The sequence below is a fragment of the Bradyrhizobium sp. UFLA05-89 genome, from assembly GCF_059803475.1.
The window spans coordinates 76,699-92,252 of the sequence record NZ_JBANBA010000025.1 but is presented as its reverse complement, the minus strand read 5'-3'; the positions used below and the strand labels follow the sequence as shown (position 1 = coordinate 92,252).

Sequence of the window (15,554 nt, the reverse complement as noted above, 5' to 3'; positions counted from 1 at the left end):
TCACGGCGCAACAACCTCGAGTTCCTGCTGGAGATCGTGGCCTCGAAGGTCGGGCCGGTCGACGATGCGACGACGGCGACGCTGATCCGGCAGTTCTACGCCGCCGGCATCTATCCCGACTGGTGGAAGCTCGAACCGCTGGCGAGCGCAGCCGCCTGGGATGCCGCCTGCAAGGCGATCGAGGCGCACGACCGCTTTACCCGCGGCATTGTCGTGCTCGGCCTCGATGCGCCCGAGGCCGAACTTGCCGCAAGCTTCCGCGTCGCCGCCGGCTTCCCGCTGGTGAAGGGCTTTGCGGTCGGGCGCACCATCTTTGGCGAGGTCGCGCGGGTGTGGTTCAAGGGCGAGACGTCCGACGAGGCGGCGGTCGCCGAGATGGCGCGGCGCTACCGCCGGCTCTGCGAGATCTGGGACGAGGCGCGCGCAACCGCGGGGGAGAAGGCAGCATGACCAGGACGATTCGACTGACCGCAGCGCAAGCCATGGTGCGCTGGCTCTCGGTGCAGATGACGGAGGAGGGCGGGCGCTTCATTGAGGGTGTCTGGGCAATCTTCGGCCATGGCAACGTCGCGGGCCTTGGCGAGGCACTGCACGGCATCGGCACGGCGTTGCCGACCTGGCGCGGCCAGAACGAGCAGACGATGGCGCATACGGCGATTGCCTATGCCAAGACCATGAAGCGCCGCAAGGCGATGGCGGTGACCTCGTCGATCGGCCCCGGCGCCACCAACATGGTGACGGCGGCCGCGCTCGCGCATGTGAATCGCCTGCCGGTGCTGCTCATCCCCGGCGACGTGTTCGCCAACCGTCGCCCCGATCCGGTGCTGCAACAGATCGAAGATTTCGACGACGGCACGGTCTCGGCCAACGACGCCTTCCGGCCGGTGGTGTGCTACTTCGACCGCATCACGCGACCCGAACATCTGTTGACCGCGCTGCCGCGCGCGCTGGCCGTGATGACCGATCCGGCCAATTGTGGGCCGGTGTGCCTGGCCTTCTGCCAGGACGTCCAGGCCGAGGCCTATGATTATCCGGAAAGCTTCTTCGAGCCCAAGATCTGGCGCATCCGCCGGCCGCGGCCCGATTCGCGCGAGGTCGAGGAGGTCGCGGGCCTGATCCGTGCCGCCAAGAAGCCGGTGCTGATCTCGGGCGGCGGCGTGGTCTATTCCGGCGCCGAGGCGACGCTTGCCGCTTTCGCCGCGAAGCACAACATCGCCTTCCTGGAGACCCAGGCCGGCAAGGGGGCGAACGCCTGGACCGATCCCCTGAACTTCGGCTCGCCCGGCGTGACCGGTTCGGAATGCGGCAACGCGCTGGCAACCGAGGCCGATCTCGTCATCGGCGTCGGCACGCGCTTCCAGGATTTTACGACCGGCAGCTGGGCCCTGTTCAAGAACGGCGCGCGCAAGCTCGTCTCGATCAATCTGCACGGCTACGACGCCGCCAAGCACGGCGCGGTCGGTGTAGTCGGCGATGCCAAGGTGGCGCTCGAACAGCTCTCGGCTATGCTCGGCGACCACAAGGCGCAAACGCCGGACGTCGCTTCGCGCACTGCCTGGCACGCCAAGGTGAAGTCGGTGACGGCCGCGCCGGAGGGGACCGCCAACGTCCTGCCGACCGACGCGCAGGTGATCGGCGCGGTGCAGCGGGTCGCGACCGAAAAGACCGTCGTCATGTGCGCGGCCGGCACCATGCCGGGCGCGCTGCAGGTTCTGTGGCAGGCGGCGGCGGGCGGTTACCACATGGAATATGGCTATTCCTGCATGGGCTACGAGGTCGCCGGCGCGCTCGGCATCGCGCTCGCCGCGCCTGAGAAGGAGGTCGTCTGCTTCGTCGGCGACGGCTCCTACATGATGGCGAATTCTGAACTCGCCACCGCCGTCATGAGGCGCGTCCCATTTACCGTCGTTCTCACCGACAACCGCGGCTATGGTTGCATCAACCGGCTGCAGATCGAATGCGGCGGGGCCGAGTTCAACAACATGTACAAGGACAGTGCCGTCGAGCAGCAGCCCGAAATCGACTTCGTGGCGCATGCTCGGGCGATGGGCGCGCATGCCGAGAAGGCTTCGAGCATCGCCGATCTCGAGGCCCGCATCGTCGCCGCGCGCGGCCGGACCAAGCCGACCGTCATCCTGATCGACACGGATGCCGTGCCCGGCACCGGCGCCGGCGGCCATTGGTGGGATGTCGCAGTGCCCGAAGTCGGCGGCCCCGGGCGCCTGGAAAAGTCACGCCAACGCTATCAAACCAACGCTGCGCTCCAGCGCGCCTTCGATTGAGACTGCCGCCGGTGTTGCGCTGTCCCGAACGGAGTTCAACTATTGAGGTGAGACATGCCGGATCTGCTACGCAAGGCCTTCGGGGCGCACGGCAAGGTGCACGAGATCACGCCGCAATCGGCGGGCTGGCGCTATGTCGGCTTCTCGCTCTATCGGCTCCGGCCCGGCGAAGCCGCCGCCGAGGCGACCGGTGACCGTGAGGCAATCCTGGTCATGGTCGAGGGCAAGGCCGCCTTCACCGCTGCTGACAAGGACTGGGGCGTGCTCGGCGAGCGCATGAACGTGTTCGAGAAATCGCCGCCGCACAGTCTCTACGTACCGAACGGCACCGACTGGCGTGCGACCGCCGAGACCGAATGCACGATCGCGGTCTGCTCTGCGCCGGGGAAGGGCGGTCACACCGCGCGCCGGATCGGGCCCGACGGCATCACGCTCATGCAGCGAGGCAAAGGTACCAACACGCGCTACATCAACAACATCGCGATGGAGAACGAGGATTTCTGCGACAGCCTGCTGATCACCGAGGTGTTCACGCCGGCGGGCCACTGGTCGAGTTATCCCTCGCACCGCCACGACGAAGACGACTTTCCGCGCATCACCTATCTCGAAGAGACCTACTATCACCGGATCGCGCCCGCCGACGGCTTCGGCATCCAGCGCGTCTACACCGACGACCGGCAGCTCGACGTCACCATGGCGGTCTCCGACGGCGACGTGGTGCTGGTCCCGCGCGGCCATCACCCCTGCGGGGCGCCTTACGGATTCGAGATGTACTATCTGAACGTCATGGCCGGTCCCTTGCGCAAATGGCGCTTCGTGCCGAGCCCGGCCGTCGAGTGGATCCTGAAGCGCGACGCATAGTGCCGAGGGCATCGCGCCTCATCAAGCGACCAGAAACGAGCGCTGCGCCGCCTTCACCCTGTCGACAATCTCCCGCTGCACCTCGGCGACGCTGCGCAGGTCGCGCGTGTCGGGGTGGGTCAGCAGCCAATAGCTGCGCGTGAAGCGGATCGCGGGCAGGACCCGGACCAAGTCCGGGTCTTCTCGGGCGATGTAGTCGTGCAGGATACCGATCCCCGAACCGGCGCGGACCGCCTCGACCTGCCCGACCACGCTGCCGCACTCGAACCGGCGCGGCATGCGCTTTGCGAGAGAGGCTGCGTAGTCGAGTGCGCGGCTGTAGACGAAATCGTCGACATGCGTGACGAAAGGGTGGCCGGCGAGGTCTGCCTCGTCCTCGATCGCCCCATGCGTATCGAGGTAGCGGCGGGTGGCGTAGATTCCGAGCGAGTAGTCGGTCAGCTTGCGCACGAAGAGACGTCCCTGCTTCGGCCTGTCGAGCGTCACCACGATATCGGCTTCGCGCCGCGACAGCGAGAAGGTCCTGGGCAGTGCGACCAGTTGCACCACCAGGTCGGGGTGCGCCAAGGCGAAGGCACCGAGCGTCCGCGACAGGAAATAGTTCCCGATGCCCTCCGGGGCGCCGACACGGACGACGCCCCGGATCGCGTCTCCCTCCTTGCCGAGCGTCGCGCCGACGCGCAGGAACTCCGATTCCGCGTGTTCGGCCGCGCGCATCATCGCCTCGCCGGCTGGTGTCAATCGACAGCCCGTCGTCCGGCGTTCGACGAGCTTCGCGCCGATCGTTTCCTCGAGCGCCGACAGCTGGCGGCCTACGGTCGCATGATTGAGACCGAGTGCCTTGGCTGCTGCCAGCAACTGGCCGGTCCGCGCGACCGCCAGGAAGATGCGGATCTGATTCCAATCCATCGATGTCGTCCAATGCACAACGAGAGTGCGAGCATGTGCATTGCTGTGCAGAACACGCAAGTAGATAACGACCGCGTCGCCGCCTCACGGAGCGAAGTCCGCTCCGATCCGCTTTCAGCCGGGGTGGTCCTTTTCGCTCGGAGGATGACATGGTCGAACGTATTGCGCACTACATCGGCGGGCGCCGTCTGGCCCCAGTGAAGAGCCGCACCGCGTCGGTGTTCAACCCGGCAACCGGTCGCCAGACCGGCGAGGTCCTCCTCGCCTCGGCTGCCGACGTGCGCGAAGCGGTGGCCGCTGCTTCGGTTGCAGCACCGGGCTGGGCCGCCACGACGCCGCTGCGCCGTGCGCGAATCCTGAATCGCTTCCTGCGCATTCTCGAAGACCGCATCGACGAGCTCGCGACAGTGATCTCCGCCGAGCATGGCAAGGTCTTCTCGGATGCCAAGGGCGAGATCCAGCGCGGCATGGAGGTGGTCGAGTTCGCGACGGCCGCGCCGCAGCTCCTCAAGGGCGAGGTGACCGAGAACGTCGGCACGCGCGTCGACAGCCACTCGCTGCGCCAGCCGCTCGGCGTTGTCGCCGGCATCACGCCGTTCAACTTTCCGGCCATGGTGCCGATGTGGATGTTCCCGGTCGCACTGGCCTGCGGCAACACCTTCATCCTGAAGCCCTCGGAGCGCGACCCGTCCGCATCGCTCCTGATCGCCGACTGGCTCACCGAGGCCGGGTTGCCTGAGGGTGTCTTCAACGTCGTTCACGGTGACAAGGAAGCCGTCGATGCGCTGCTCACCGATCCGGACGTGCAGGCGGTCAGCTTCGTCGGCTCGACGCCGATCGCGCGTTACATCTACGAGACCGCCGCGCGCACGGGGAAGCGCTGCCAGGCGCTCGGCGGCGCCAAGAACCACATGATCATCATGCCCGACGCCGATATGGACCAGGCGGTCGACGCGCTGATGGGGGCGGCCTACGGCTCGGCCGGCGAGCGCTGCATGGCGATCTCCGTAGCGGTCCCCGTCGGCGAGGCGACCGCCGAGGCGCTGATGGCCAAGCTCGCCCCGCGCGTTCGAGACATCAAGGTCGGCCCGGGCACTGATCCGGAAGCCGAGATGGGGCCGCTGGTCACCCGCCAGCATCTCGAGAAGGTGCGAGGCTATGTCGATCTCGGCGTCGCCGAAGGCGCCAAGCTCGTGGTCGATGGGCGCGACTTCCGCCGCCAAGGCTACGAGGACGGCTTCTTCATCGGCGGCACGCTGTTCGACCACGTCACCACCAACATGCGCATCTACAAGGAAGAGATATTCGGTCCCGTGCTCTCGGTCGTCCGCGTGCCGGACTACAAGATCGCAGCGAGCATCATCAACGCGCACGAATTCGGCAATGGCACTGCGATCTTCACCCGCGATGGTGATGCCGCGCGTGAGTTCGCCCACGACATCAGGGTCGGCATGGTCGGCATCAACGTGCCGATCCCCGTGCCGATGGCATTCCACTCCTTCGGCGGCTGGAAGGCATCGCTCTTCGGCGACCATCACATGCACGGCCCCGAGGGCGTCCGCTTCTATACGCGGCTGAAGACCATCACGAGCCGGTGGCCGACCGGCGTCCGCGCCGGAGCTGACTTCGTCATGCCGACGATGAAGTAAGCAATCCAGCTACCTGCTAAGAGAGACGAATGCGGCGATTGCGTATCGTAGCCTGTTGACGGGCTACGAAGTCGCGACTAGGCGAGCTAGGCTGCCCGCCGATAAGAAAACATTGCCTCCAAAATAGTGGGTTTAGCGATGTAGCGGACCGCCGCTACCACGCGTGACCCACACATTTCTGGGTCTCTCAAATCACCTTGCGCAGACCTCCGCGGAATCTTCGCCGGCACCCAGCTCGATCGAGGCCTTGAGGTATGCGACTGCGCTTTCGCTAAATCTCTCCGCTGCTATCGACTAGTGATTGAGAAGATTGCCGGCAAGGAATTTACTACGCTGGCTCACATTGAACGGATGCGAGAGCTATGCCGCGACGAAGCAAGGGCGCTAGGCTCCGGCTTAAGGCCGCCCGCCGAGACAAGAGCGGAAAGATTACCCACCAGGCAACCTGGATCATCAGAGATAACGGACGCGATGTCGGCACGGGCTGCGCTGCAGATGAAATTGCGGCCGCGGAGAGAAAGCTAGAAGACTATATAGCGTCCAAATACACGCCCAAGCGGCGAGTGCGGCACATCGACGACATTCCAATCGCGGACGTTCTCTCGATTTACTTGGATGCGCAGCTAGAAAAGTTTCACGATCGCTTCAAAGTGGATAGCGAAAGCGAAGACACCATCCCCGCCATACGGAAATTCAAGAAGCGCATCGAGCGACTGAACGCGTGGTGGGGTGCAAAGATGCTCGGCGAGGTGAAAGGAGAGGCGTGTCGCTGTTATAGGAAGAAACGACGCAACCGAGGCGGTACTAGGCGAGATCTCGAAGATTTGCGCGCGGCTATCGGCCATCACGCCGCCGAAGGCTATCATTGTGAAATCGTCAAAGTCCCGCTGCCGGAAAAAGGCGAGCCGCGCGACAAATGGTTGACGCGTAGTGATGCGGCCAAATTGATCTGGGCTTGCTGGCGGTATCGTGAAATGCAAAAGAGATCACGTCGGCCGGAGGACGATGTGAAGGCTCCGACAGCGAAGCGACCGCTTCGACACCTCGCTCGCTTCATCTTGCTCGGGATCTACAGCGGGACTCGCGCGGGAGCGATCGCATCCGCATCGCCCATTCCGGCAGTGGGCCGCTCTTTTGTCGATCTCGAGCGCGGACGGTACTATCGTCGTAAGCAAGGCAGCGCGAAGACCAACAAGCGCCAACCGACAGTCCCAATTCCGTTGCGCCTGCTTGCACATCTGCGGCGTTGGCACCGGATCGATCCGGAGGCCAAGCACTTCGTCGAGTTCAATGGCAAGCCGGTAGATTCCGTCAAAACGGCATTCAAGAGCGCCGTGAGGCTCGCCGGGCTCGGTCCCGGCATATCGCCTCACACGTTGCGGCATACTGCAGCGACTTGGCTGATGCAGAAGGGCGCGGATCCGTGGCAGGCCGCCGGCTATCTTGGAATGTCGCTCGAGGTTCTGCTCAACACCTACGGCCACCATCACCCTGACTATTTGTCAGATGCGGTCGAGAAAATCGCGATGCGCGAGTGCGGTCACGAACGAAAGGCGCACGTATCTGGTGCGATTTCTGGTGCGGTGATCCCGCTGCGGCGAAACAACCCCTGACTAAGCGATTGATTTGATTGGTGGGCCCGGCAGGACTCGAACCTGCAACCAGACCGTTATGAGCGGCCGGCTCTAACCATTGAGCTACAGGCCCCGCCGCGAACGGCCGCGGGACGCGGCCGGCAACGGTGCGCGGTTCGTTTACAAGGCTTGAGCCAAGGGTGCAATGCCGGCCCCGCTCGCGCCGCCGCGGTGTGGATTGGGCAGTCTGCGGGGGACGGGCCCGATAATCCAATTTGTGCCGGTGATTTGCCCGACGTGTCAATTGGTTTCGGAAAAGACGCAGGCGGCCGTGCTGGCCCCCTTGGCTACTTTGCATGGGGTTGTTTTCGACATTTTGATTGGCGCAAGACAGGCGCGGGTTTCGACGGTAGCCGAGCCTCGCCGCGGAGCCGCAATTTCCGCCCGCTAGTCCACCGACACCCCGGCAAACTCGACCACCTTGCGCCATTTCTCGGTCTCGTCGGTGACCAGCTTGCCGAACTCGGCCGGCGTCATGGGCATCGGGATGCCGCCGGTCTCGGCCAGCCGCGCCACCAGCTTGGGGTCCTTCAACGCTTCGCCGACGGCCTTGTTGAGGAGATCGACGATCTCCGATGGCGTGCCCTTGGGCGCCGAGATGCCGTAGAAGCCGACCGATTCGAAGCCCGGCACCGTCTCCGCGATTGCGGGAACGTCGGGCACGCTCGGCCAGCGCTTTGGTGAGGTGACGCCGAGCGCGCGCACATTGCCGCCGCGTGCCTGCTCCAGCGCGGAGGGCAGGTTGTCGAAGATCAGCTGCACCTTGTTGGAGATGATGTCGGGGAAGGCGATCGCGGATCCCCGATAGGGCACGTGCACCATGTCGCATTTGGTCATCGCCTTGAACAGCTCCGCCGACATGTGCACGGACGTGCCGTTGCCGGAGGACGCATAGGAGATCTGGCCGGGATTGGCCTTGCAGTAGTCGATGAACTCCTGGACGGTCTTCACCGGCATCGCGTTGGAGACGACCAGCATGTTGGTGAGCTGCATGATGCTCGCGACCGGCGTCGTGTCGCGCAGGAAGTCGAACGGCAGCTTCTTGTACAGCGAGGTCGAGATCGCGTTGTTGGGCGCGACGAACAGCAGCGTATAGCCGTCGGGCGCAGAGTTGATCGCCGCGGCGGCCGCGATGTTGCCGCCGCTTCCGGTGCGGTTCTCGACGATGAACTGCTGGCCGAAGCGATCCGACAGCCACTGCGCCATGATCCGCGCCACGATGTCCACGGGGCCGCCCGCGGCAAAGCCGATCAGCCAGTGCACCGGGCGGTTCGGATAGTCGGCGGCGGAGGCGGGGGCTGCAACGCCGGCGAGGCTGGAAAGAAGGGCAAGACCGAAAAGACCGCGACGCAAAATTCCCAACATGACGCCTCCCGTTGTTTTATTGTCGTTGCGGCCATGCTTCCATAAAATCGTGCGGCTGCCTACATCGTCACAAGTCTAGTGTTGACGCAGCAGGTCGAGGAGCCCTCATGAAACTTTGTTCGCTGATCATGCTGGGCGTGTTGCTGTTTGCAGGCGCAGCCTCGGCTCAAAGCCAAGAGAACGGAGACAAGGCCATTTCGAAAATGACAATCAGCCTCGGCACTGCCACGCCCGGCGGCGGCTTTCCGCTCTATGGCAACGCCTTCGCCGACGTGATGAACGCGGCCGATCCCACGCTCGCGATCGCGCCGCGCAACACCAAGGGTAGCAACGAGAACATTCCGCTGCTCGAGAAGGGCGAGCTCGACCTCGCTTTGGTCGCGGGCGAGCCGGCCTATGAGGCCTTCGCCGGCATCGGCCGCGCGAAGGTAGCGCTGAAAATTCTCACGGCGATCTATTCCAATCCCGGCATGTTCGTGGTGCGAGCGGATAGCCCCTACAAGACGATCCGCGATCTCGTCGGCCAGCCCGTTGCGTTCGGCGCGAAGGGCTCGGGCCTGCCGATCCTTTCGCGCTACGTGCTCGACGGTCTCGGCCTCAAGCAGGACGAGGACTTCAAGGCGATCTATCTCGACCGCGCCGGCGACGGCCCTGCGATGGTGGAAGACGGTCGGGTCGCTGCGCTCTGGGGCGCCGGCATCGGTTGGCCCGGCTTTGCCGCGGTCGCATCAAGCGCATCGGGTGCGCGCTTCATTGCGCCTGACGCCGACGAGATCGCGCGCATCCGCGCAAAACATTCCTTCCTCAAGCCGCTGACGGTGCCGGCCGGTTCCTATCCGAAGCAGACCGAGGCAATCGCCTCGCTCGGCTCCTGGAGCTTCGTGCTGACGCGCGAGGACCTGCCCGACGACGTTGCGTATCGCCTGGCGAAAACGCTGCACGGCGTCGAGGCCGTGTTCTGCAAGAAGCTCGCGCAGGCCTGCGAGACGACGGCTGCGAACACCGTCGCGGCCGCACCGAGGCCGGAATTGATTCATCCGGGCGTGATGAAATATTTCCGCGAGATCGGCGTAGTGAAGTGACGGTTGCTCAACGCGAGCGTCACTTCTTCACCATCGCACACGCCGGATCCGGCGGGCCGAATGCCTGGTCGCCGGAAATCGTCGCGAGGATCTTGTAATAGTCCCAGGGATATTTGCTTTCCTCCGGCGACTTGACCTGCACCAGCCAGAGGTCGTGCACCATCAGATTGTCATCGCGTAAGCGGCCGTTGCGGGCGAAGAAATCCTCGATCGGCTTTTCCCGCATCTTCGCTGCGACCTTGAGCGGATCGTCGGTGCCGGTCTCCTTGATGGCGTTGAGATAGTGCATCACGGACGAATAGACTCCGGCCTGCCACATCGTCGGCATCCGGTTCATCTTGGCGAAATAGCGCTTTGCCCATTCGCGGGTCTTGTCGTCCATGTCCCAATAGAACGAGGTCGTCAGCAGCAGGCCTTGCGCGGCCTGAAGGCCGAGGCCGTGGATGTCGGTGATCAGCGCGAGCAGCGCCGCCATCTGCTGGCCGCCCTTGAACACGCCGAACTCGGCGCCGGTCTTGATCTCGTTCATGTTGTTCGGGGGGCCGGCGGCAATCCCGATGATCTTCGCCTTCGAGGCCTGCGCCTGGAGCACGAAGGAGGACAGGTCGGGCGTTGCCAGGGGCGGCCGCACCGAACCCAAAACCTTGCCGCCATTGGCGGTCACGACCGCGGACGCATCGCGCTCCAGCGAATGGCCGAAGGCATAGTCGTCGGTGATGAAGAACCAGCTGTCGCCGCCGCGCTTGACCACCGCCTGCGCGGTGCCGACCGCGAGCGCGCGGGTGTCGAACACCCACTGGATCGCATAGGGCGAGCAGAACTTGCCGTGGAAGTCGGCCGTGCCGGTCGAATGGGTGATGAACAGCTTCTTCTTCTCGTTGGCGATGTTCTGCACCGCCAATCCCACCGCCGACACCGGAACGTCGACGATGAGGTCGACCTGATCGACGTCGTACCAGCGCCGTGCCAGTGCCGCGCCGATATCGGGCTTGAGCTGGTGGTCGCCGACCACCACGCTGATCGGCTTGCCGAGCACGGTGCCGCCGAAATCGTCGATCGCCATCTGCGCCGCCGTCACCGAGCCCTGGCCGGTCGGCGTCGAGGCCGGGCCGTTCATGTCGGTGAGCACGCCGATCTTGACGACGTCGTCGGACACCTGCGCGAAAGCCGCGCCCGACAGCAGCGTCGCGGCTGCGATCGCGGCCACGACGGACAGTCCGGTTCTGCCTGGAGTCACGCTATCCCTCCCCTCACGCGGCTCGTTGGCCGCTGTTTCCTTGATCGTGGCCGGGTATGGCCCGGCTAATTGGTTTCTTTTGCAACTATTTTGGGCTGGGCGTCAACGCTGGTCAGGCGGCGAAGCGGATCTGACCGGCAGGTGAGGGATCGTAGCCGGTCAACTCCTCAGCATGCTGGCGCAGCTTCTTTTCGTTGAGGAACCGGATCAGCGCCTGCATCGGCGGACGGAAATAGCTGCGCTGCCGCATCGCGAGATCAAAGTTTTCCCAGAGCAGCGGGACGAAATCGAGTCCGGCCGACTTGGCCGCCCCGCGCGTTGCGACGCCGCAATCGGCATGGCCGGCGCGGATCGTGGCGGCGAGGTCGGGCCCGGTGAGGCTCGGCGCATCCAGCCGGCGCAGATCCCGAAACGAGGCGCCGGCGCGCTTGAGCAGCACGTCGAGCAGCATCTGCGCGCCTGCGCCCTCTTGTCGCAGCGCCATCCTGGCCCCGAGCGCGAGCACGTCCGGCAGGCTGCGCAACCCCTTCGGGTTGCCCGGCGGCACCAGGAGCCCCTGCTCGCGGCGCACCAGGCCGACCAGCACCGCATCATGTAGGTCCGGCGCAGTGCGCAGGGCCGCGGCATTGGCGTCGTTGGCGAGATAATCCGAGCTGTCGAGGCTGTGAAAATGCAGCGCCGCCGCCATCACCTCGTCGCGCTGCAACCGTTCCAGCCCGCGTGCCGTGCCTTCGTTGAGCGAAGCGAGCCCGGAGCCGGATTCCCGCAGGCTCCATTCCAGCAGGCTGTCCTGACTGCCGCCGACGATCGGGGCCGCCTCGGTGGCCAGCATGCCGGCCGGACGCGCCAGGCCCGATAGCACCCATAAATCGAGTTCATGGCGCGGGAACAACCACTTCCCCGTAACCTTGCTACAGGGGATCGCCCCGCTGGTAACGAGTTCATAGAGCTTGCGCTCCCCTAGGCGGAGGTAGTCCGCCGCCTCACTCGTCGTCAGAAATTCCATTATGCATTCCTATGCATATCTTTGTTTACTTTTTGGCATTTGACGCAGACCGGAATTTTTGCAGTTCAATGTCATACTATGGGAACCATGCCCGATCATCTCAGTGCTTTGCAACTCATCCTCAGCGGCGACCCTGTGCTGCTGGCGATCGTACGGCTTTCACTTGGTGTGAGCCTTGCGGCGGTCGCCCTGGCGTCAGCAATCGGTATGCCGCTCGGCGCGTTGCTGGCGCTGACCCACTTCCCGGGGCGCGCGGTGCTGGTCGTGCTGCTCAACGCCATGATGGGCCTGCCGCCGGTCGTGGTCGGGCTTGCCCTCTATCTGCTGCTGTCGCGCGCGGGACCGCTCGGCGATCTCGGCATCCTCTTTACGCCGACGGCGATGGTGATCGCGCAGACCGTGCTGATCGTACCGATCATCGCCGCGCTGACCCGGCAGACGGTGGAAGACCTCTGGATCGAGTATCGCGATGAACTCCGCGCCATGAATGTCGGCGCGGTCGGCCGCATGAAGACGCTGTTGTGGGACGCGCGCTTCAGCCTGCTCACGGCGCTGCTGGCCGGCTTCGGCCGCGCTGCGGCGGAGGTCGGCGCGGTCATGATCGTCGGTGGCAACATCGACGGCTTTACCCGCACCATGACCACCACCGTGGCGCTCGAGACATCCAAGGGCAATCTGCCGCTGGCCATGGGCCTCGGTGCGTTGCTGGTCCTCATCGTGCTCGCCATCAACGCGGCGGCCTGGGGTACGCGCGTGTGGTCACAACGGGTGACAGGGTGACCATGCACGGGCCGATCAGCGATCTTCCTGTGGTGCTCGAGGACGTCTCACTACAGAGAGGCGCGTCGGCGATCCTCGATCGCATCAGCCTCACGATCACGCCGGGTGCGCCGACGCTGCTGATCGGCCCCAACGGCTCCGGCAAGACCAGCCTTCTGCGGCTGTGCATGGGACTTGTGGCGCCGACGGGTGGCCGCATCAGTTGGGGTGGCCGCAGCGCTCCGGCGCCGACGCGCCGCGCCTTCGTGTTCCAGCGCCCCGTGATGTTGCGGCGCACGGCGGCGGCCAACGTCACCTACGCCCTGGCGCAGGCCGGCGCGCCTCACGCGCGCCGGACGATGCGCGCGGCGGCGCTGCTGGAGCGGGTTGGCCTTGCCGAGCTCGCGCACCGTCCGGCACGGCTCCTCTCCGGCGGCGAGCAGCAGCGGCTCGCGCTGGCTCGGGCGCTCGCGCGCGACCCCGAGCTTCTGCTGCTGGACGAGCCGACTGCCAATCTCGATCCCGCCGCGACGCGCGCGGTGGAAGAGATCGTCACGAGCGCGGCGCAATCCGGCATCAAGATCGTGATGGCCTCGCACGATCTCGGCCAGGTGCGGCGGCTTGCGGGCGAGGTGGTCTTCCTAGCCCGCGGGACGCTGTGCGAGCGCGCGCGGGCGAGCGAATTCCTGGACCATCCGTCGACGCCGGAAGCGCAGGCCTTCCTGCGCGGCGATCTCGTGATTTGAAGTGGAGTTTTCCGATGGCATCTCGCCGCCCGTTCCTTGCGCTCGCGATGCTGCTGGGCATCGCCCTGGTCGGTTCGACTTCGTTGGCCGAGGATCGCTCGATCGTCGTGGCCTCGACGACTTCGACGCAGGACTCCGGCCTGTTCGGCTACCTCCTGCCGATCTTCAAGGCCAAGACCGGCATCGACGTGAAGGTGATCGCGCAAGGCACCGGGCAGGCGCTCGACACCGCACGCCGCGGCGATGCCGATGTCGTATTCGTGCATGCAAAGCCGCAGGAGGAGAGGTTCGTCGCCGACGGATTTGGCGTGAAGCGTTTTGACGTGATGTACAACGACTTCGTGCTGATCGGGCCGAAGAGCGATCCCGCCGGCGTCAAGGGCAAGGACATCGCGACCGCGCTGAAGGCGATCGAGGCGAAGGGCGCGCCGTTCGTCTCGCGCGGCGACCGCTCCGGTACCCATGCCGCCGAGCTTGCGCTTTGGATCATCGCGGGCATCGATGTCGCGAGCACCAAGGGTGCCTGGTATCGCGAGATCGGGCAGGGTATGGGCGCGGCGCTCAACACCGCGAGTGCGATGAATGCCTATGTGCTCTCCGATCGCGGCACCTGGATTGCGTTCAAGAACCGCGGCGACCTCGACATTGTCGTCGAGGGCGACAAGCGGCTGTTCAACCAATATGGCGTGATGCTGGTGAATCCGGAGAAGTATCCGTCGGTGAAAAAAGAGCTAGGGCAGACCTTCATCGACTGGCTGATCTCGCCGGACGGCCAGGCCGCAATCGCCGGCTACAAGATCGACGGGCAGCAACTGTTCTTTCCGGATGCCGCCAGGAAACCCGACTAGCAAGTAGCCGGAATAGGCGAGTTGCCAAACCGAGCGCTGCGTGGTCCACGTGAGGGATGACCCAGCGCCTGCCGCCGTCGCTTACACCGCTCGATTTCGCCCTCGCTGCGCTGCTGCACGGCGTTGAGCCGGTGGCGCCGGTCGATTTGCCGCTCGCCGAGGTGCTCGGCTGCGTCGCGGCCGGAATGCCGTCGCTCGGTACCCATCCGCCTCATGATCTCGCTGCCACGGACGGCTGGGCGTTGCGCGCCAGCGATCTCGTCGGCGCGTCCTCGTACTCGCCGCTGCCTTTGACCGCGCCTTCGATTTGGGTCGGGGCCGGCGACACGATGCCCGAGGGATGCGACTGCGTGCTCGATGCCGACGCGCTCGACACTGTGGGGCCGATCGGCCAGGTGCTCGCGGAAGGCTTGCCGGGGCAGGGCGTGCGGCGCGCGGGCAGCGACATCGCCGCCGGCAGCTCGATCGTCGCGGAGGGCATGCCTGTTCGCACCGGCGATCTGCTGCTGGCGCGAGCGGCAGCACTGGAGACGTTGAGCGTGCGACGTCCGCGGCTGCACGTGGTCAACACGCCTGGTGGCAAGACCGCTGCGCAGCTTGTTGTGGACTTGGCGCGAGCCGCGGGTGCCGAAGTGACGGTGGCAGACGCAATTGGCCGTGATGCGGCGTCGATTGCGAACGCTCTCGACCTCGCGGCCTGCGATCTGTTGCTGACCGTCGGGGGCACCGGCGTCGGCCGCAAGGATGCTGCCGTCACCGCGCTAGCCGATTGCGGCGAGGTCCTGGCCCACGGCATTGCGATGCAGCCGGGACGAACGGCGGCGATCGGAAAGCTGAAATCAGTTCCGGTCGTCGCGCTGCCGGGCTCGCCGGATCAGGCATTTGCGATATGGCTCGCGCTGGTTCGTCCGGCGCTGGATCATCTGTCGGTGCGGGCCTCGCGCAAATCCGCCACCTTGCCGCTCGCCCGCAAGATTGCATCGAGCGTCGGGATGGCAGAGATCGCGTTGCTGGGCGAGGAACAAGGTGCCTGGCTGCCGCTTGCGATCGGTGAGTTGTCCTTGCAGGCGATCGCCCGCGCTGATGCATGGCTGCTCGTTCCCGGCAACAGTGAAGGCTTTGCGGCGGGCGCGCCGGTCGGTGCCTATCTGATGCGGGAATGATATGGGTTCCGGC

At 65.3% G+C, this 15,554-nt stretch carries 14 protein-coding genes and 1 tRNA gene; 10 read left to right on the top strand and 5 right to left on the bottom strand.

What is annotated here, in order from left to right; all coding sequences use genetic code 11:
* From SO139_RS15915 to iolB, 3 genes are all read left to right on the top strand, one after another.
* Positions 1-450: 2-deoxy-5-keto-D-gluconate 6-phosphate aldolase domain-containing protein (locus SO139_RS15915; protein WP_498540216.1), on the top strand; the 450-nt coding region annotated here is incomplete at its 5' end.
* Positions 447-2,282, top strand: coding sequence for a 3D-(3,5/4)-trihydroxycyclohexane-1,2-dione acylhydrolase (decyclizing) (gene iolD, locus SO139_RS15910; RefSeq protein WP_498540215.1), 1,836 nt, complete (start codon positions 447-449; stop codon positions 2,280-2,282). The genes SO139_RS15915 and iolD, both read left to right, overlap by 4 nt.
* A gap of 54 nt (positions 2,283-2,336) precedes the next feature.
* A complete protein-coding gene (iolB, locus tag SO139_RS15905; RefSeq protein WP_498540214.1) occupies positions 2,337-3,143 on the top strand; it encodes a 5-deoxy-glucuronate isomerase in 807 nt (268 codons plus the stop codon).
* Positions 3,144-3,164: 21 nt separating this feature from the next.
* On the opposite strand, the gene SO139_RS15900 is transcribed toward iolB, so the two are convergent.
* Entirely contained in the window at positions 3,165-4,052 is an 888-nt protein-coding gene (locus SO139_RS15900; protein ID WP_498540213.1) for a LysR family transcriptional regulator, read from the bottom strand.
* Positions 4,053-4,201: 149 nt separating this feature from the next.
* Between SO139_RS15900 and SO139_RS15895 the strand changes: the two genes are divergently transcribed.
* A complete protein-coding gene (locus SO139_RS15895; protein WP_498540212.1) occupies positions 4,202-5,701 on the top strand; it encodes a CoA-acylating methylmalonate-semialdehyde dehydrogenase in 1,500 nt (499 codons plus the stop codon).
* A 362-nt stretch (positions 5,702-6,063) separates the two neighbouring features.
* Positions 6,064-7,314 (top strand): tyrosine-type recombinase/integrase, encoded by a 1,251-nt coding sequence (locus SO139_RS15890; RefSeq protein WP_498540211.1) that lies wholly within the window; start codon positions 6,064-6,066, stop codon positions 7,312-7,314.
* An 18-nt stretch (positions 7,315-7,332) separates the two neighbouring features.
* Here the strand turns inward: SO139_RS15890 and SO139_RS15885 are convergent.
* Both SO139_RS15885 and SO139_RS15880 read right to left on the bottom strand, forming a co-directional pair.
* Positions 7,333-7,408: transfer RNA gene (locus tag SO139_RS15885), tRNA-Ile, on the bottom strand.
* A gap of 314 nt (positions 7,409-7,722) precedes the next feature.
* Positions 7,723-8,700 (bottom strand): Bug family tripartite tricarboxylate transporter substrate binding protein, encoded by a 978-nt coding sequence (locus tag SO139_RS15880; RefSeq protein WP_474802287.1) that lies wholly within the window; start codon positions 8,698-8,700, stop codon positions 7,723-7,725.
* 107 nt (positions 8,701-8,807) lie between these two features.
* Here SO139_RS15880 and SO139_RS15875 point away from each other — a divergent pair, with 107 nt between their 5' ends.
* A complete protein-coding gene (locus tag SO139_RS15875; RefSeq protein WP_449380033.1) occupies positions 8,808-9,782 on the top strand; it encodes a TAXI family TRAP transporter solute-binding subunit in 975 nt (324 codons plus the stop codon).
* A gap of 19 nt (positions 9,783-9,801) precedes the next feature.
* Here SO139_RS15875 and SO139_RS15870 read toward each other — a convergent pair whose 3' ends face one another.
* Positions 9,802-11,019, bottom strand: a complete 1,218-nt coding sequence (locus SO139_RS15870) for an ABC transporter substrate-binding protein (protein WP_449380034.1) — start codon at positions 11,017-11,019, stop codon at positions 9,802-9,804.
* 112 nt (positions 11,020-11,131) lie between these two features.
* On the bottom strand, positions 11,132-12,025 hold the full coding sequence (locus SO139_RS15865) for a substrate-binding domain-containing protein (protein WP_474802289.1): 894 nt from the start codon (positions 12,023-12,025) through the stop codon (positions 11,132-11,134).
* An 87-nt stretch (positions 12,026-12,112) separates the two neighbouring features.
* Between SO139_RS15865 and SO139_RS15860 the strand changes: the two genes are divergently transcribed.
* From SO139_RS15860 to SO139_RS15845, 4 genes are read left to right on the top strand one after another with little or no spacing between them, the layout of a single operon-like run.
* The gene (locus SO139_RS15860) at positions 12,113-12,805 is read left to right on the top strand and encodes an ABC transporter permease (RefSeq protein WP_474802291.1); all 693 of its coding nucleotides are present in this window, start codon (positions 12,113-12,115) and stop codon (positions 12,803-12,805) included.
* Between the two features lie 2 nt (positions 12,806-12,807).
* Complete coding sequence (locus tag SO139_RS15855; RefSeq protein ID WP_449380037.1) at positions 12,808-13,530, top strand: ATP-binding cassette domain-containing protein; 723 nt, start codon at positions 12,808-12,810, stop codon at positions 13,528-13,530.
* A gap of 14 nt (positions 13,531-13,544) precedes the next feature.
* Positions 13,545-14,378 carry an ABC transporter substrate-binding protein gene (locus SO139_RS15850; RefSeq protein ID WP_449380038.1) on the top strand — a complete coding sequence of 278 codons (834 nt, stop codon included), beginning with the start codon at positions 13,545-13,547 and terminating at the stop codon, positions 14,376-14,378.
* A 56-nt stretch (positions 14,379-14,434) separates the two neighbouring features.
* The gene (locus SO139_RS15845; protein ID WP_498540210.1) at positions 14,435-15,541 is read left to right on the top strand and encodes a molybdopterin-binding protein; all 1,107 of its coding nucleotides are present in this window, start codon (positions 14,435-14,437) and stop codon (positions 15,539-15,541) included.
* The last annotated feature ends 13 nt before the right edge of the window (positions 15,542-15,554 follow it).